Origin of the sequence: Streptomyces sp. NBC_01471 (assembly GCF_041438865.1) — a bacterium.
In the GTDB taxonomy this organism is placed as follows: domain Bacteria; phylum Actinomycetota; class Actinomycetes; order Streptomycetales; family Streptomycetaceae; genus Streptomyces.
The window spans coordinates 544,533-561,718 of sequence record NZ_CP109450.1 but is presented as its reverse complement, the minus strand read 5'-3'; the positions used below and the strand labels follow the sequence as shown (position 1 = coordinate 561,718).

The 17,186-nt window shown below is 71.1% G+C and carries 14 protein-coding genes; 2 read left to right on the top strand and 12 right to left on the bottom strand.

Annotated elements, in window-relative coordinates; genetic code table 11:
• Window positions 1-77: 77 nt before the first annotated feature.
• The 3 genes from OG285_RS02395 to OG285_RS02385 are packed head-to-tail and all read right to left on the bottom strand — an operon-like array spanning window position 78 to window position 3,379.
• Window positions 78-986, bottom strand: coding sequence for a carbohydrate ABC transporter permease (locus OG285_RS02395; protein ID WP_356831490.1), 909 nt, complete (start codon window positions 984-986; stop codon window positions 78-80).
• Entirely contained in the window at window positions 979-2,040 is a 1,062-nt protein-coding gene (locus OG285_RS02390; protein ID WP_371790006.1) for a carbohydrate ABC transporter permease, read from the bottom strand. Before OG285_RS02390 ends, OG285_RS02395 begins: the two co-directional genes overlap by 8 nt.
• A gap of 13 nt (window positions 2,041-2,053) precedes the next feature.
• Complete coding sequence (locus OG285_RS02385; protein WP_371790005.1) at window positions 2,054-3,379, bottom strand: sugar ABC transporter substrate-binding protein; 1,326 nt, start codon at window positions 3,377-3,379, stop codon at window positions 2,054-2,056.
• A 142-nt stretch (window positions 3,380-3,521) separates the two neighbouring features.
• On the opposite strand from OG285_RS02385, the gene OG285_RS02380 reads away from it, so the two are divergent.
• Window positions 3,522-4,847, top strand: coding sequence for an ROK family protein (locus tag OG285_RS02380; protein WP_371790004.1), 1,326 nt, complete (start codon window positions 3,522-3,524; stop codon window positions 4,845-4,847).
• A gap of 40 nt (window positions 4,848-4,887) precedes the next feature.
• Here OG285_RS02380 and OG285_RS02375 read toward each other — a convergent pair whose 3' ends face one another.
• From OG285_RS02375 to OG285_RS02360, 4 genes are all read right to left on the bottom strand, one after another.
• Entirely contained in the window at window positions 4,888-5,940 is a 1,053-nt protein-coding gene (locus tag OG285_RS02375) for a hypothetical protein (protein ID WP_371790003.1), read from the bottom strand.
• Window positions 5,937-6,311: a PadR family transcriptional regulator gene (locus tag OG285_RS02370; RefSeq protein ID WP_371793435.1), complete on the bottom strand. Its 375-nt coding sequence runs from the start codon at window positions 6,309-6,311 to the stop codon at window positions 5,937-5,939. Before OG285_RS02370 ends, OG285_RS02375 begins: the two co-directional genes overlap by 4 nt.
• Before the next feature lie 120 nt (window positions 6,312-6,431).
• A complete protein-coding gene (locus tag OG285_RS02365) occupies window positions 6,432-7,214 on the bottom strand; it encodes an SAM-dependent methyltransferase (protein ID WP_356831480.1) in 783 nt (260 codons plus the stop codon).
• A 65-nt stretch (window positions 7,215-7,279) separates the two neighbouring features.
• Window positions 7,280-9,874 carry a glycoside hydrolase family 3 C-terminal domain-containing protein gene (locus OG285_RS02360; protein WP_371790002.1) on the bottom strand — a complete coding sequence of 865 codons (2,595 nt, stop codon included), beginning with the start codon at window positions 9,872-9,874 and terminating at the stop codon, window positions 7,280-7,282.
• A gap of 160 nt (window positions 9,875-10,034) precedes the next feature.
• Here OG285_RS02360 and OG285_RS02355 point away from each other — a divergent pair, with 160 nt between their 5' ends.
• Window positions 10,035-11,384: a transglycosylase family protein gene (locus OG285_RS02355; RefSeq protein ID WP_371790001.1), complete on the top strand. Its 1,350-nt coding sequence runs from the start codon at window positions 10,035-10,037 to the stop codon at window positions 11,382-11,384.
• Here OG285_RS02355 and OG285_RS02350 read toward each other — a convergent pair.
• From OG285_RS02350 to OG285_RS02330, 5 genes are all read right to left on the bottom strand, one after another.
• Window positions 11,354-12,376 (bottom strand): DMT family transporter, encoded by a 1,023-nt coding sequence (locus tag OG285_RS02350; RefSeq protein WP_371790000.1) that lies wholly within the window; start codon window positions 12,374-12,376, stop codon window positions 11,354-11,356. The genes OG285_RS02355 and OG285_RS02350 overlap by 31 nt on opposite strands.
• Before the next feature lie 174 nt (window positions 12,377-12,550).
• Window positions 12,551-13,570 (bottom strand): ABC transporter permease, encoded by a 1,020-nt coding sequence (locus tag OG285_RS02345; RefSeq protein WP_371789999.1) that lies wholly within the window; start codon window positions 13,568-13,570, stop codon window positions 12,551-12,553.
• Window positions 13,567-14,529, bottom strand: coding sequence for an ABC transporter permease (locus tag OG285_RS02340; protein ID WP_371789998.1), 963 nt, complete (start codon window positions 14,527-14,529; stop codon window positions 13,567-13,569). Before OG285_RS02340 ends, OG285_RS02345 begins: the two co-directional genes overlap by 4 nt.
• Entirely contained in the window at window positions 14,522-16,033 is a 1,512-nt protein-coding gene (locus OG285_RS02335; protein ID WP_371793434.1) for a sugar ABC transporter ATP-binding protein, read from the bottom strand. The genes OG285_RS02340 and OG285_RS02335 overlap by 8 nt, the downstream gene beginning before the upstream one ends.
• Before the next feature lie 23 nt (window positions 16,034-16,056).
• Window positions 16,057-17,145 (bottom strand): ABC transporter substrate-binding protein, encoded by a 1,089-nt coding sequence (locus OG285_RS02330; RefSeq protein ID WP_371789997.1) that lies wholly within the window; start codon window positions 17,143-17,145, stop codon window positions 16,057-16,059.
• Between the last annotated feature and the right edge of the window lie 41 nt (window positions 17,146-17,186).

The window sequence follows — 17,186 nt, the reverse complement described above, 5'->3', positions numbered from 1 at the left end:
GGAGTGCTCAGGGGTGCTGAGCGCTGCTGAGGGTGCGGGATGGTACTGGGCGGTCCGAGTGCGGAGAGGCCGGGCGGTCACTTCACCGCGCCGGCGGTCAGACCGGCGACGAGGTACCGCTGGAGGAGCAGGAACCCGGCGACGACCGGCACGCTGACGACGAGCGAGGCGGCCATGATCTGGTTCCAGTACACGTCGTTCTGTGTCGAGTAGCCCTGGAGCCCCACGGCGAGCGTCCGCGTCGTGTCGTTGGTCATGACCGAAGCGAAGAGAACCTCGCCCCACGCCGTCATGAACGCGTACAGGGTGACGGCGACGATGCCGGGGATCGCCGCGGGCACGACGATCCTGAAGAGCGCGCCGAGCGGCCCGCAGCCGTCCACCATCGCCGCTTCGTCCAGGTCCTTCGGGATGGAGTCGAAGTACCCGATGAGCATCCAGATCGAGAACGGCAGCGAGAACGTCAGATACGTGAGGATCAGACCGCCGCGTGAGCCGTACAGGTTGACGCCGGTCGAGTTCCCGATGTTCACGAAGATCAGGAACAGCGGGAGCAGGAACAGGATGCCGGGGAACATCTGGGTGGAGAGCACCGTGACCGTGAAGACGCGCTTGCCGCGGAAGCGGTAGCGGCTCACGGCGTACGCGGCGAAGATCGCGACCACCACCGAGCAGACACTCGCCGTCCCCGCCACGATCAGCGAGTTCAGGAAGTATCTGGCGAGCGGGATCGTGCTCCAGATGTCGATGTACGGGCGGATGGTGAAGCTGGTGGGAATCCAGGAGAACTTGCCCGACACGTCACCCAGCGGCTTCAGCGAGCTGCTGATCATGACGTACACGGGCACCAGCGTGAAGAGCGACACCAGGGTGAGCACCACGCGCCGGGTCCAGAGGAAGGACCGCGGCGGCGCGGTGGGGGAGCGGTGGACGGTGGCCGGGCGTGGTGCCGCGGGGGAGCGCGGCGCGGTGCTGGTACTAGACATCGGTGCTCTTCCTCCCGCGCGACGTGAAGATCAGGTACACGGCCGTCACCAGGAGCAGGAAGAGCAGGAGCAGTACGGACATCGCCGAGCCGCTGCCGAAGTTCCAGGTGTCGAACGAGGACTGGTAGATGTGGATCGAGACCAGGTCGGCGGCTTCCGGTGCCGACCTGCCGAACAGGACGTACGGCGTGTTGAAGTCGTTGAAGGTCCACAGGAAGAGCACCAGGACCAGGACCTGGTTGACGGAGCGCAGCGACGGCAGGGTGATCTTCCGGATCTGCTGCCACATTCCGGCGCCGTCGATCGACGCCGCCTCGTACAGCTCGCGCGGAATGTTCTGGAGCGCCGCCATCACCATCAGGAAGGCGAACGGCCAGGACTTCCAGATGGCGACGATGACCAGCGCGTAGAAGCTGTTGTCGCCGATGAGCCAGAACGACGGCTTGGCGGTGATGCCCAGCTGGTCGTGGAGGACGTGGTTCACCAGGCCGTTGTCCCGCTGGAACATGAACGCCCAGGTGATGATCGCGGCGTAGGCCGGCAGGGCGTACGGGATGAGGAAGACGGTCCGCAGCAGTCCGCGGCCGCGGAAGTTCTCCTGGAGCAGGATCGCCACACCTGTGCCGATCAGCCAGGAGAGGCCGACGGCCAGCACGGTGAACCCGCAGGTGACATAGAAGGAGTGGAGGAGGGCCTTGCCGATCGGCGCGTTGAAGTCGACGGCGACCTTGAAGTTGTGCAGCCCCGTCCAGGGGGCCTGGCCCCAGTTGCGGATGAAGAACTGGGTGAGGCCGCGGAAGCTCATCACGATACCGATGGCCATCGGCACGATGTGGATGAGCAGTTCGAGCACGAGCGCGGGCAGGAGCAGCAGATACGGCAGGCCGCCGCGGCGGATCCGGTCGGGGATGCGCGGGACACGTGGCCGCGCACCCCCGGACTTCAGAACGTCACCGCCGGCCGCCGGGGGCACCTGGGACGTGGCCTCCAGAAGGACGGGTGAGGCCGGGCCTCTCGTGAGGGAGTGGTGGTCGGGTGACGGGTGGGAGGTCATCGGAATCAGTGCCTCACTCGGTCATCTGCTGCTGCGCCTTGGTGAGTTCGTCCTTGACCGAAGCCGTCGTGATGGGCTTGCCGCCTGCGGCGTCGGCCCAGAGGTCCTTGATGGCCGTCCCGACGGTCGTCTCGAACTGCGACTCCGAAGCCACCTGCGGCAGTGGCGCCGCACTCTTGATCAGCGTGTCCTTCAGGACCTTCACACCGGGCACGTTGAAGGCGGGGTCCGACTGGGCGGCCGTGACGGGCGGCACGGCGCCGTAGGCCTTGTTGAGGATCTTCTGCTCGTCGTCGCTGGTCATGAACTTCACGAACTTCAGCGCGCCCTTGGTGTTCTTGGTGTTCTTGAAGACGGCCATGTTGATGCCCGCGACCATGGAGTTGACGTTCTTGCCCTGCCCCGGGGTCCCGGAGGCGACCGGCGCCGGAGCGGCCCCCCAGTCCTGCGGCTTCATCCCCTGCGAGGCGAAGGTGGACGCGGCCGCCTGCCAGAGCACCATGGCGGTCTTGCCCTTGGAGAAGTCGCTGAGCGACTGGTTCTGGCTGTACTCCGCGTTGCCCGGAGCGATGATCTTGTCCTTGCCCATGAGGTCGACGTACTGCTTCACGGCGGCCACGGCGCCGGGTGAGGTGAAGGTCGGCTTGCCGGACGCGTCGTAGAAGTCGGCTCCGTGCTGCTGGGCGAGTACGAACGCCTGGTGGATGTTCTCGGAGAGGTTGCCGCCCTCGGCGCCGAGGCCCCACTTCCCGCTGGTGCCGTTCTTGGAGATCTTCTGTCCGTCGGCGACCAGTTCGTCCCAGGTGGCCGGGGGCTTGGCTATGCCCGCGTCGGCGAACATCTTCTTGTTGTAGTAGAGCGCGTACGAGAGGGAGTACAGCGGGACGGCCGCGGGGTCCTTCTTCGCGGCGCCCGCCGAGGCGACCGCCGCGTCGACGAACCGGTCGCGGCCGCCGATCGCGTCGAAGTTGGCCTTGTTCCAGGGCAGCAGAGCGCCGGTGGCCTGCAGCGAGGCCGACCAGGTGTTGCCGATGTTGAGCACATCGGGGCCCTGGCCCGAGGTCGTCGCCGCGAGGATCCGCTTCAGCAGGTCGGCCCAGGGCACGACCTCCAGGTTGACCTTGATCCCGGTCTGCTGCTCGAACTTCTTCAGCTCGGGCGTGAGGATCTTCTTGTCGGCGGGGATGTTCGGTCCCTGGTTGGACGCCCAGTAGGTGAGCGTCTTGGGGGATGTGTTGCTGCCCCCGCCACTGGAATCACCGCCTCCTCCGCACGCCGTGGCGCCGGCGAGCGTGGAGATGGTGACGGCGACTGCTGCTGCGGCTCTGATACTGCGCATGTGCGTTGGCCCCTTCCCGGGGAGGGCTGCGTTCAGGATTCGAACGGCCTTCACGACTTAATTCAGATCGTGAGTTAAGTAGTGAGAGAAGGTCGCGTCAAGAGCTTTCACAGGGGTATGTTGCCTACCGGGAAGGAGTCACATGGCTGAACAGAGCAGACGAACTGTGCGTGACCTGCGGCGCGGCAACCGCGCTGAGGTATTGCAACGGTTGTATTTCGACGGGCCGCTCAGTCGCCAGGAGCTCGGCTCGGCCACCGGTCTGAGCTCGGGTTCGATCAGCAACGTGGTCGCTGAACTGGCCGCGGACGGACTGCTCGAAGAGGCCGGGGTGGTCGACTCGGAGGGCGGCCGGCCGCGCACCCTGCTGCGCGTCGCCCCCGCCAGCGGCCATCTGATCGGTATCGACGTGGGGGAGACCCGTGTCCGGGTCGAGCTCTTCGACCTCGCGCTCGGCGAACTGGCGCGCGCAGAGCGCCCGTTGGTGCACCACGGCTATGACGTCGGCCGCATCGTCGGCCATATCCGCGAAGCCGTCGCCGATGTGCTGCGGGACGCGGACGTGAGCGCGGGCCGGCTCGTGGGTGTCGGAGTCGGCGTACCGGGGATCATCGACCGCGGCGGGCCCGACGGGGTCGTCGTGCACGGCCAGACCGTCGGCTGGGACGCCGTCCCGCTGGAGGCGATGCTCCGGGAGTCGGCCGAACTCCCCTCCTGGGTACCGTTCTTCATCGACAACGGGGCCAAGACCCTCGGTCAGGCGGAGATGTGGTTCGGTGGCGGGCGCGGGACGAGCGACGCCGTCGTGGTGCTGTTCGGCTCCGGAGTGAGCGCGTGCATCGTCGTCGACGGTGAGCTCTACGGCGGCGCGGACAGCAGGGCCGTCGAGTGGGGCCACACCACCATGCGGGTCGGCGGGCGGCGCTGCCGCTGCGGTTCGCCCGGCTGCCTTGAGGCGTACGTGGGCGCCGAGGCCATCCGGGAACGGTGGCTGGAGTCGGGCGGCCCGGCGGCGGAAGCGGCCGACGAGGAGACGGCGCTCGCCACGCTGCTCGCCGCCGCGCTGCCCGCTGCCGGGGGCCTCACGGGTGACACGGCCGCTGCCGGACTCCTGGACGAGACCGCCGAGTACCTGGGGGCGGGCATCGCGGACCTGATCAACCTGTTCCGCCCCGAACGGATCCTGGTGGGCGGCTGGGCCGGCCTGCTCCTCGGGCCCGCGCTGCTGCCCGCCGTGCGCCGGTACGCGAAGGAGTACGCGATGCGCCACCCGGCCGAGCACGTCACCATCGACCTGGGCACGCTGGGCGCCGACGCGGTGACGCTGGGGGCGGCCACCCTGCCGCTCGCCGATTTCCTCGCCCGCGGCGGCAGGCACCGCCGACACGATGCTCCGGACCCGGGGGCCGACCCTGCCGCCCTGCTGCGGCAGGGGAGTTGGCGGCCCGTAGTGGTCGAGCGGCGGTAGGTGCTGCGCCCGGCCGCCCCGCCGCCGGGCGGGCGAGGCGTCAGGCGCGCGGGACGGGGCGGGCGGCGGTGGCCGTCGTCCGTGCGAGCAGACCGCGGGTGCCGCTGACCGCCAGCGTCACCACCAGCACGGTCAGGGCCGCTGCTTGGATCCAGCCGCCGAGGACGAGGGCACGCGGTGCCTGCGCCGATGCCAACAGGTCCTGAAGGGCGCACCGTTGGGCCAGCACGGCTGCGGAGAGCGCCGCCAGCGCGAGCGGCAGGGCGGGCTCGGCGGCCCCCGCACCGCTCCGGGCCGACCGGATCCGTACGACCCACCAGGCGGCCCCCGCCGCGACGACAGCGGTGCCGCTGCCCCAGACCGAGTCCGCACCCTGCGGCCACACCACCATCGAGGCGCCCATGAGCACGCAGGCACCCAGGAGCGCGGGGCCCGCCGGGGCGAAGGGCAGCCGGGCGGGCGGGGCGTCCGAGTGGTACCCGCACCGCACGGCCGCGACCGTCAGCCACGCCGTCGCCGCCGCCACGACCGTCAGTGCGGACGGGGCCACGCCGGGCCCCTGTCCCGTCGGCCACCCGACGAGATACGACAGCCAGGGTGCCGCCGCGAGCAGGGCGAGTACGGATGCCGCCCGCCGGCGGTCCCGCAGCAGCGCCGCGTACGCCACCGGCCAGGCGAGCGGAAGCGCCCAGAGCAGGGCCTGGACCACCCCCATGAGCACTCCGTCGCCGGTGAACGTCCTCAGGTAGTCCGCCCGGTCCCTGGGGCCCGCGCCCGTGAGCCAGGCCGCCGGGAGGGCCCGTTCGGTGAGGGCGTCGGCTGCCAGCAACGCCACGCTCAGCAGGGCGAAGAGGCGCACGGCCGACCCGATGGCCGCGTAGCGGGGCGGAGCGCCCGAGCTGCCGAGCCTGGTGCGGACCGAGAGGGCGGCAATGCTCGCCACCTCTCCCCAGGCCGGGCGGGAGAGATCCTGGTCGGCCTCGTCCATGTCGTCCAGATAGGTCTCGACCATCTCCTCCTCCCGCTCGGCACGGTAGTAAGCGGGCAGCAGCCGCAGCACCGTGCGGTAGCGCTGTTCGAGCAGGGTGGTCACGCGGCACCTCCGGCGAGGCCCGGGCGTCCCGGCCGGGCGGTGGGCTGCGGGTGGGCGTCCGCCGGGCGGTGCGCGGCCATCCGGCGGGTCGCGGTACGCGCTCCGGCCGCCATTCGCTCCGCCTCGGCCGAGAGCGCGGCGGCGCCGTCGTCGGTGAGCGCGTAGTACCGCCTGAGCCGGCCCTGCTGGGCCTCCTCGCGGTCCAGCTCGATGAGCCCGTCCGCCGCCAGCCGGTCCAGGACGCCGTACAGCGTCCCGACCCGGAGCTGGACCTCGCCGTCGGAGAGCTCCTCGACCTCGCGCACGATGCCGTAGCCGTGTCTCGGCTCGTCGATCAGCGCGGTCAGTATGAAGAACGCGGCCTGGGTCATGCCTCGGGAAGCCATGAGGGTCAGGTTATATCGGCTTCCGATATATAGCGAGAGGGTGAGTGTCCGCGCGCCGCACCGACGGCGTTCGCCGGGTGTCCGCCCGTCTGCCGGGCTGTCCGCCTACGGCACGAGCCCCACGCCGACATAGCCCGGATACGGCGTCAGCTCGGGCGCGGGTGTGTCCTTGAACCACTCGGGCCCCGTCACCACGCCGGGCTCCACCAGATCGAGCCCGTCGAAGAACCGCACGATCTCGGCGCGTGACCGGGGCCGGAAGGAGATCTTGCTGGAATAGGTGCTGGCCACATGCTCCTCGGCCTCCGGGAACGCGTCGAGACTGGCCTGCGCGAGGATCAGGCAGCTGCCGGACGGCAGGTGGCCGACCAGCTCCCGCACGATCGCGCCCGGGTCCTCCTCGTCGAGGATGAAGTGCATGATCGCGATGAGCGACAGGGCGACGGGCCGACTGAAGTCCAGGAACGTACGCGCGTGTTCGAGGATCAGCTCCGGTTCGCGGACGTCGGCCTGGATGTAGTGCGTGGCGCCCTCCGGGCTGCTGACGAGCAGGGCCTCGGCGTGGCGCAGCACGATGGGGTCGTTGTCCGCGTAGACGATGCGCGCGGCCGGAATGATCTCCTGGACGATCTGGTGGAGGTTCGGCTCGGTCGGAATCCCGGTGCCGATGTCCAGGTACTGGTCGATGCCCTGGTGCGCGGCCCAGGCGGCGGCGCGGTGCATGAACGCGCGGTTCTGCTCCGCGCCGACCCGGATGAAGTCGGCCAGCTTCTCGCCCAGTTCCCGGTCGACGAGGTAGTGGTCCTTGCCGCCCAGCAGATAGTCGTAGACGCGCGCGGGGTGCGGCTTGCTGGTGTCGATCTGGTGCTTGGGGGTGCCTGCCGTCATGGGTGCTCCGTTGCGGTCCGAACATGGCGAGGAAACGGGCGGGCCGGGCGGCGGAGCCGCGGCGCTCACGCACCGCTCAGCCGTCCGGTCCCACCTCGAAGTCTGTCACTCCCGCGCCCGTCCGTGCGGGGGGAGTGGTCGGACGCCCGGATACGGGCCTGACCTGGCCGTGCGGCCGCTGCCGGGCCCGGGCTGCCCGGTCGGCGCAGTGCGCTCGCCATCGGCGCGGCGACCGGAACGGTTACCTCCGCGCCGAGCGGCAGATCCCCCGCCGACCGTCCCGCGTACACCGTGAACGCACCCGGCTCGACGCGCCAGCACCCCTCCGTCACCGACCAGTGCCGCAGGGCCCTGCCGGACACCCGGACGATCGCCTCCGCCGTCCCGCCGGGCCGCGCCCGTACGGCGGCGTGGCCCGCGAACCAGCGGACCGGGCGCTCCACGGCCGACGCCTCGCGCGCCAGATAGAGCTGGACGACCTCGCGACCCTCGCGGTCACCCGTATTGCGGACCCGAACCCGCACCTCGAACGAGCCGTCGCCGGACACCGCTTCGGGGACGTCGAGCCGTTCGTACTCCCAGCTGGTGTACCCGAGGCCGTGCCCGAACCAGTACGCGGGCTCCACCCGCCCCCGCAGCCAGGCCCGGTAGCCGGTGTGCAGACCCTCGGTGTACCGCAGCGCGCCGTCCCGGGGGGTGGTACCGAGCACCGGTACGTCGTCCTGCCGGACCGGCCACGTGGTGGGCAGCCGCCCGCCCGGTTCCGTCCTGCCGAAGAGGATGTCCGCCACCGCGTGGCCCGCCTCCTGGCCGGGGAACCAGCCGATCAGTACCGCCGCCACCTCGTCGCGCCAGGGCAGGGTGACCGGACCTCCCGAGTTCACCAGGACCACCGTGTCGGGACGGGCACCGGCCACCGCACGTACCAGCTCGTCCTGCCCGTCGGGCAGCGCCAGTGACACCCGGTCGCTGCCCTCCGACTCGGTCTCCTCCGTGGTCCCGACGACCACCAAGACGGCGTCGGCGGCGCGGGCCGCGGCGACGGCGTCGGCCAGTGCGCCGGCCCGGGCGGCGGGCGGTGGCGCGGCGGCGAGGATCGTGGCGATGCCGGTGTCCGGGGCCAGCCCGCGCCGGGCGACGATCTCGGTCTCCGCACCTGCGGCCAGGGCGATCCGCCCGGACCGGTACGGGGGCGAGACGTGGATATGGGTCGGATCGTCGGTGTCCCGGGCGAACACGCCCTCCACGACGGTCCGTCCGCCGGCGGTCAGCGATACCGGACCGAATCCGCCGACCGCCAGGGTCCATTCACCCGTTGTCCCCGGCCGCAGCAGGGTGCGGATCTCCACGGTGGCCGCGCCGTCGACCCTGGCCGGTTCCACGATCCGCCCCGACAGCCGGTGCTCCGAGTGCAGGACGGCCCCTTGGGCGTCCAACAGGCTTACGAGGAAGCCCGGTTCACCGGTCTCCGGGTCGCGGGACACGTCCCGGGTGAGCGGCGCGGGCCTGCGCTCCGGTGGCACTCCGGGCGCATGCAGCACCCGCACCGCGGAACCGAGCGCCGCCCGGATCCCCTCCAGCGGGGAGACGACGGACGCGGGGAACACCTCGGCGCTGCCGCCGCCCTGGATACGGGGCCCGGCGGCCCGCGGTCCGATCACCGCGACGGTCCGCAGCCCGCGCGGGTCGAGCGGAAGCACCTGCCCCGCGTTGCGCACCAGCACCGTCCCGGCCGCCGCCGCCCGGCGCAGCAGCGCACGCCGCCCGGCCTCCGGCACCACGGGACGCCACACCGGCGCCGGTGAGCCCAGCGCGCCCACCCGGTCGGCCAGCCGCAGCAGCCTGCGCACTTTGTCGTCCACCGCGGACTGCGCAACCGCCCCTGTCCGTACGGCCGTCAGCAGCGCGTCACCCCAGACACCGCCCGGTCCTGGCATGGCGAGATCCTGGGCGGCCCGCGCGGTCTCCACGGTGGTGCGCACCGCGCCCCAGTCCGAGACGACCACGCCGTCGAAGCCCCACTCGCCCTTCAGCGGTTCGGCCAGCAGCGGACTCGCCGACATGGTGGCGCCGTTGACCCTGTTGTACGCCGACATCACCACCCACACACCGGCCTCGACAGCGGCTTCGAACGGCGCCAGATAGACCTCGCGCAGGGCCCGTTCGCCCACCCGGACATCGACCGTCAGGCGGTCGGTCTCCGCGTCGTTCGCCACGAAGTGCTTGGCCGTGGCGGCGACTCCGCCCGCCTGTACACCGCGGATCACCGCGGCGCCGATACGGGCGGTGAGCAGCGGATCCTCGGAGTAGCACTCGAAGTGGCGGCCGCCGAGCGGTGTCCTGTGCAGGTTCAGCGTGGGGGCCAGCAGCACGTCGACGCCCTTGTGCCGGGCCTCGGCGGCGAGCAACCCGCCGAGCTCCGCGGCTAGTTCCTCGTCCCAGGCCGCCGCGAGCGCGGTCGGGGAGGGCAGGACCAGCGAGGTCTCCCGTTCGTCCCATGACTCGCCTCGTACGCCCACCGGGCCGTCGGATGTGACCAGCGCCCGCAGCCCGGCCGCCGGTTCGGCGTGGGTACGCCAGCCCGACGCGCCGGTCAGCAGACGCACTTTGGCCGCCTGGCCCATCGCGGCGACCAGGGCGTCCAGCTCTTCGTCCGTCATGAAGACCCCTCCGCGCCCACCGCTCGGAGAGCGCTCTCCCGTATCAGTTGCAAGGTTACGGTGCACACGCGCTCTTGTCATTCCCTCCACGGCGGCCTTACTTTTGCGCCCTGCGACGTGTCCGACGGACGTGTCCGACGCGCGAGTGGGGGAGCCGAGCATGGCCGCATCCGGTCGTCATCGCCGTTACGAGCCGAGCCGGATCAACCGAGCCTCGCTCGCGGTCACCGCGGGCGGTGCCGGACTCGCGCTGCCGCTGCTCACCGCGGGATCGGCCGGCGCGGCCTCGGTGGACGTCTGGGACAAGGTGGCGCGCTGCGAATCCACCGGCGACTGGCAGATCAACACGGGCAACGGCTACTACGGCGGGCTCCAGTTCAGCCGTTCCACCTGGCAGGCGTACGGCGGAGGCGTCTATGCCGCGCGTGCGGACCTGGCGACCGAGCGGCAGCAGATCGCGGTCGCGGAGAAGGTGCTCCGGGCGCAGGGGCCCACAGCCTGGCCGGTCTGCTCGGTGCGGGCCGGGCTCAGCAGGAATGACGCCGCGCCGGAGGCCGTCGTACGGACCGGGGCGGGGAACGGCGCGGCGCGTGCGGCGGCTCCGAAGCCCCCGACACCGAAGCCCCCGGCCGCCAGGCCGGAGCACGCGTCGCCCCCGAAGCCCCGGAGCGAACCGGGATCCGGGGCCGCGGCCCGGTCCGGATCCCGGCCCGCACCGTCCGCGAGACCGGCGGCCGCCACCGCTGCCGGTGCGCACCACGCCGCGTACACGGTGGTCAGCGGCGACTCGCTCTCCGGCATCGCCGAGGCAGAGAACGTCAGCGGCGGCTGGCACCGGCTGTACGAGGGGAACCGCGCGGTGGTGGGTGCCGACCCCGACCTGATCCAGCCCGGCCAGCGGCTCAGCATCGGCGGGCAGCAGCGGCAGAAGGCCCCGGCGGAGCACCGGGCCCGACCCGGGAAGTCCGCCGCGAAGACGCGCCCCGCCAAGCAGCACGCGCCGCGAACGGACGCGGCGCCCGCCGGACCCGCGGCACCCCACGCGAAACCCCACCGGACGGCACCGGCCGCGAAACCCCACTCCCCGGCGCCGGCCGCGACATCGACGGCCCTGGTCGCGCCCGTGCCCGGCCACCACACCACGTCGTACCGGGCGTCCGGCGGCTCCTGGTCCAGCGGCCACCACACCGGTATCGACTTCCCGGTCCCGACCGGCACCTCGGTCGAGGCGGTCGCCGCGGGCCGGGTCGTCGCCGCGGGCTGGGGCGGGGCCTACGGCTACCAGGTGGTCATCCGGCACGCGAACGGCAAGTACACCCAGTACGCCCATCTGTCCGCACTGACGGTCCGGATGGGCCAGAACGTCCAGCGGGGGCAGCGCATCGCCCGCTCCGGGTCGACCGGCAACGCCACCGGCCCGCACCTGCACTTCGAGGCGCGGACCGGCCCGGAGTACGGCAGCGACATCGACCCCCTGGCCTACCTCAGGGCGGGCGGCGTCGCCGTCTGACTGCCCTTCTTGGACCGGGTGCGCGCGGCCACCAGCCGCGGAGCCGGTTCCTGCGGTCCGCCGGGTGGCGGGACCGGCGCGGAGGTCTGCCGGTCCTCTGACCCCTGCTCGTCCTCCGACCCGTGCCGGCCCTCAGAGCCGTGCTGGTCCCCGGGCCCGAGCCGGTCTGCGGAGAGCCGTTCCGTCGTCAGGAGGATCAGGCCGCCCGCCGCCACGACACCGCAGGCGAGGGCCAGCACCGTACCGGTCACCCCGTAACGGAACTGCTCGCCGAAGAGCGTGACCCCGATCGCCGCGGCCAGGACCGGGTTGACGACGGTGACCGTCGCCAGCGGGGCCGCGAGCCCGGCTCCCCGGTACGACGCCTGCGAGAGAAGTACCCCGGTCCCCGCGAACCCGGCGATGGCCAGCAGGCTCGCCCACTCGGCGGTCGGGGCGTGCGAGGTCCAGTCCACGGCGACGGTCTTGGTGAAGACGGATGCGGCGCCGAAGGCCACACCCGCCGCCGTCGCCAGCACGATGCTCCGGACGACCGGCTTGCGCATGCGCAGGGCCACCAGGAAGAGCACCGCGATCCCGCCGAAGGTCGCCAGTGCCAGGACGGTCCGCTCACCGCCCGGCAGCGACCCGTTGTCCGCACCGCCGGTCAGCGCGAGGAGCCCGGCCAGGCCCACCGTGGCCATGATCGCGCCGCGCCAGGCAGCGGCGCCCGCCCTGCGCCGTACGAACACGGCGGCCATCGGGAGCGCGAAGACGATGGTCAGCGCGCCGAGCGGCTGCACCAGACTCAGCGGCCCGTAGGCCAGCGCGACCACGTGCAGCCCCGCCCCGAGGCCGTTCAGCGTCATGGCGGCCCACCAGCCGCCCTGACGCAGGGGTGCGTACGGGCTGCCGGGCGTGGCCGTGGCGACGCGTTCCTGCACGATGGCCCCGGCCGCATACGCGACCGCGGAGACCAGCGACAGCAGCACGGACAGCGCGAGGGCACTCATGTATCAACGATCTCTCCTTTCGGCCGGAATGTCGTCGTACCCAGGCACCGAATCCTTCGTACTACCAGAGCAGTACGCGGCTGCGCGGGACGTAGTACTCGCGGTGGTCGTGCGACAGGCCGGGATCCGCCCGCTGCGACGGCAGCCGCAGCCCGTGCGGGGCGGGCCCGGCTCTCACAGCATCCTGCGGCGCCTGCCCAGCCAGGTCTGGGCGATGACCACGGCCGCCAGGAAGGCGCCGCTGACCACCTGCTGATACGCCGAGTCCAGCGAGCCGATCTGGTTGATGACGTTCTGGATGACCTTCAGCAGCAGCACACCGACGAGCGAGCCGCTGATGAAGCCGAATCCGCCGGTCAGCAGGGTGCCGCCGATGACCACCGCCGAGATGGCCTCCAGCTCCATGCCCGAGCCGAGGATGGTGACCCCGGAGACGAGCCAGGCCGCGTTGAGCGCTCCCGCGAGCCCCGCGCAGACCCCGGAGAGCGCGTACACGGCCGTCTTCGTACGGGCGACGGGGGCGCCCATCAGCGCGGCCGCGTCCTCGTTCCCGCCGACCGCGTACACGTACTGGCCGAAGCGGCTGCGGCGCAGAACCACCGCGCCCAGTACGAAGAGCGCGACGGTGATCCAGACGGGTACCCCGACGCCGAGCAGCTTGTCCTGGCCGAGATGGGCGAAGAACGACGTGTCGTCGACCAGGTAGGTCGTCGCCCCCTCATGGGTGATCGCCAGCAGAATGCCGCGCGCGGCGAGCAGGGACGCGAGTGTCACGATGAACGGCGCCAGTCTGGCCCTCGCGATGAGCAGCCCGTTGACCAGGCCGATCAGCCCGCAGACCGCCAGCGGGAGAAGCAGGGCCACCAGGGTCCCGTACCGTGAGCCCCAGGCTCCGAGCACGCCTCCCAGCGCGAAGAGCGAGCCCACCGACAGGTCGATTCCGCCCGTGATGATCACGAAGGTCATACCGAGGGCCACGACGGCGAGGAAGGCCGAGGAGACGGCCATGTTGCCGAGGTTGTCGGTGGTGAGGAAGGTGCCGAAGCTCAGCGAGGCCGCGATCACGGCGACGACCAGTGTCACCAGGGCGCCGTGCTGCTGGGCGAGGGCGCTGATCCGCTCGCCGCGGGTCGGGCCGGCCGGCTCGTCCCCTCCGGTCGAACGACCGGTCCCGATGGTCTGCACGGCGGTCACCGCTTCCCCCGTTCCCGTGCCGCGTACACCGCGAGCACGATCACCACGGCCTGGGCGATCTGCGTCCAGGACGGAGGCAGATCGTGCTTGATGAGCGTGGCGGTGAGCAGCTGGATGAGGACGGCCCCCGCCACGGTGCCGCCGATCCTGATGCGGCCGCCGCTCAGCGGCGTGCCGCCCACGACCACCGCGGTGATCGCGGAGAGTTCCATCAGACTGCCCAGCGAGGTCGGATCGCTGGCCTGCAGACGTGCCGACGCGAGGACACCCGCGAAGGCGGCCAGCACCCCGGAACAGACATAGACCAGGATCAGCACCCGCCGGACCGGAAGGCCCGCGAGTTGCGCGGCCGGTCTGCTGTCGCCGATGGCGAGCAACTGCCTGCCGAAGGTCGTACGCCGCACGGTGAACGCGACGACCAGGGCGAGGGCGGCCGCGATCAGCACCAGATAGGGGATGCCGAGCACGTCGCCCGAGCCCAGCGACGCCATGCCCGGGTCGTGGATGTCCTTGAGCTGAGGGAGCAGGACCAGGGCGACCCCGCGTCCCGCCACCATCAGGGCGAGTGTCGCGACGATCGGCTGGACACCGATGAACGCGATCAGCGAGCCGTTGGCCACCCCCACCACGATCCCGCCGATGACGGCCGTGATGAGCGCGATCCACACCCCGTAGCCGAGATAGAGAGAGACCAGCGAGGTCGAGAGGGCCATGACCGAGCCCACGGAGAGGTCGACGCCCTCGCTGCCGATCGCCAGCGCCATTCCGAGCGCCACGATGAGGACCGGCGCGACCTGTACGGCCTGGGTTCGGAAGTTCTCGGCGGACAGGAAGTGCGGGGTGAAGGCGATGTTGGCCAGGATCAGTACGGCCACCCCGGCGTACACCCCGTACTCCTGGAGGAGCCGCAGCAGCCGGTCACGGTCGTAGGAAGTGCGCCGGAGCGCCAGGTCAGTCATGGTCCCCGCCCTTCGCGGCGATGGCCCGCAGCAACCGCTCCCCGGTGACGGCGTCACCGGACAGCTCCGCGACGACGGCGCCGTCGCGCAGGACGACCACCCGGTCGGAGCCCTCGATCAGCTCCTCCATGTCGGAGGAGATCAGCAGCACGCCCAGCCCGTCCTCGGCGAGTTCGTCGATCAGTTTCTGGACCTCGGCCTTGGCGCCGACGTCGATGCCCCGGGTCGGCTCGTCCAGGAGCAGCACCTTGGGCTGCATGGCGAGCCAGCGGGCGAGCAGCACCTTCTGCTGGTTGCCGCCGGAGAGTTCGCCCACTTTCTGATGCGGACCCGCGGCCTTGATCCGCAGCCGCGCCATGAAGGTCGCCACGATGCTGTCGATACGTTTCTCGTCGACCAGGCCGAACCGCGAGAGCCCCGGCAGCGCGGCGAGTGCGATGTTCTCCCGGACCGAGAGCCCCGGCACGATGCCCTCGGCCTTGCGGTCCTCCGGCAGCAGGCTGATGCCCGCCCGGATGGCCGCCGGAGTGGAGCCGGTTCGGACAGTGCCGCCCGCGACCAGCACCCGCCCCGCTTCGGGCGGCAGCGCTCCGGCGATGGCCTTGGCCGTCTCGCTGCGGCCCGAGCCGAGCAGCCCGCCGAGACCGACCACCTCGCCCGGCCGGATGGCGATCGATACATCGTGCAGAGCATGACGGACCGACAGTCCTTCAGCGCTCAGCACAGGTGCGGCATCGTCGGCGTGACCGCCGGTGAACTTGGTGAGGCCCTCGCTGCGCACCTCACCCATCTCGCGCCCGAGCATCATGGAGACCAGCCGCAGCCGGTCGAGCCCGGCGATCGGACCGGTGTGCACGACCTCGCCGTCCCGCAGCACGGTCACGGTGTCGCAGACCTCGTACAGCTCCTCCAGGCGGTGGCTGACGTAGATCACCGCGATCCCGCGCTCCCGCAGCATCCGGATCACCCCGAACAGGGTCTGGACCTCGGCCGGTTCGAGCGAGGATGTCGGCTCGTCCATGATGACCACCCGCGCGTCGACCGAGACCGCCCGGGCGAGCGCCACCATCTGCTGCGTGCCGACGCCGAGCGTACGCAGCGGCTTGCGGACGTCGGTCCGGACGCCCAGCGAGCGGAGTGCCTCCTCCGCCTCGCGGTGCATCCGGCGGAAGTCGATCAGGCCGATGCGGTTGCGGGGTTCGCGGCCGAGGAAGAGGTTGCGGGCCACGCTCAGCAGCGGGACCAGATTCACCTCCTGGTAGATCGTGGAGATGCCGGCGTGCTGCGCGGCGAGCGGGGTGGCGAAGCCCACTGACTCCTGACGGTAGGTCAACTGGCCGTCGTCGGGGCGGTAGACGCCGGTCAGCACCTTGATGAGGGTGGACTTCCCGGCGCCGTTCTCACCGATCAGCGCATGCACCTCGCCGGGCCGTACCGCGAAGTCCACCCCGTCGAGCGCACGGGCACCCGGGAACGTCTTGGTCAGACCGGTGACGGACAGCACCGGCGGTGCGGGCGCCCCCATGCTCAGAACGCCTTGCCGATGTCGGACTTGGCGTTGTCCTTGCTGTACTCGCTGTCCTGGATGATGATGTCCTGCGCGACCTTCTGGCCCTTGGTGAAGTTGTCGAGCGTCTCGAAGGCGAGCGGTCCGAAGCGCGGGTTGGACTCCACGTCACCGCTCATCCAGCCGTCCACGATCTGCTGGACGCCGTTGCGCGTGCCGTCCACGGTCACGATCTTCACCGCACCGGCCTTCTTGCCCGCACCCTTGAGCGCGTTGACGGCACCGAGGCCCATCTCGTCGTTCTCCGCGTAGATCCCTGCGATGTCCGGATTCGACTGGATCAGCTGCTCGGTGACCTGCTGGCCCTTCTCGCGGACGAACTCACCGGTCTGCTCGAAGACCACCTTGAGCCCGGGGGCCTTGGCCTTGATCTCGTCCTTGAAGCCCTTGGTGCGTTCGGTGGTGACGTTGTTGCCCGCGGAGCCCAGCAGGATGGCGAGTTTGCCCTTGCCGCCGGTCGACGCGATCATCTGGTCGGCCGCCCGCTTGCCCTGCTGGACGAAGTCGGATCCGATGAAACTGACGTAGTCCTTGCACGGCGTCGCGTTGATCTTGCGGTCCACGGTGACGATCGGGATGTGCTTCGCGGCCGCCGTACGGAGCACCGGGCCCCAGCCGTCCGAGTTCAGCGGGGCGATGACCAGCAGGTCCGCGCCCTTGGCCATGAGGTCCTGGACATCGCTGATCTGCTTGGAGAACTGCGACTGGGCGTTGGCGGTGAGCAGCTTCAGGCCGCGCTTCTTGGCCTCGGCCTTCATGGACGCGGTCTCCGCGATCCGGAAGGGGTTGGCCTCCTTCTCCGACTGCGAGAAGCCGATGGTGGCGCTCTTGATGTCGAGCTTCTTGCCGCCGAACCGACCGATGGTGCAGGTCTTGGTGTCGCCGGCCGACGGGGTGGCGACGACCTGGCCCGAATCGCCCTTGCCGGACGATGCGGAGGTGTCCTTCGAGCCGTCGTCCTCGGACTTGGCGCAGCCGGACGCGAGCGCGAGGCTCGCGGCGAGGCCGGTGGCGAGAAGGGCTTTGCTGGTGGTACGTCGAAGGAGCATGCTCGGATTCATGGCGTCCCCAGATTTGGCGCAGGCCCGTG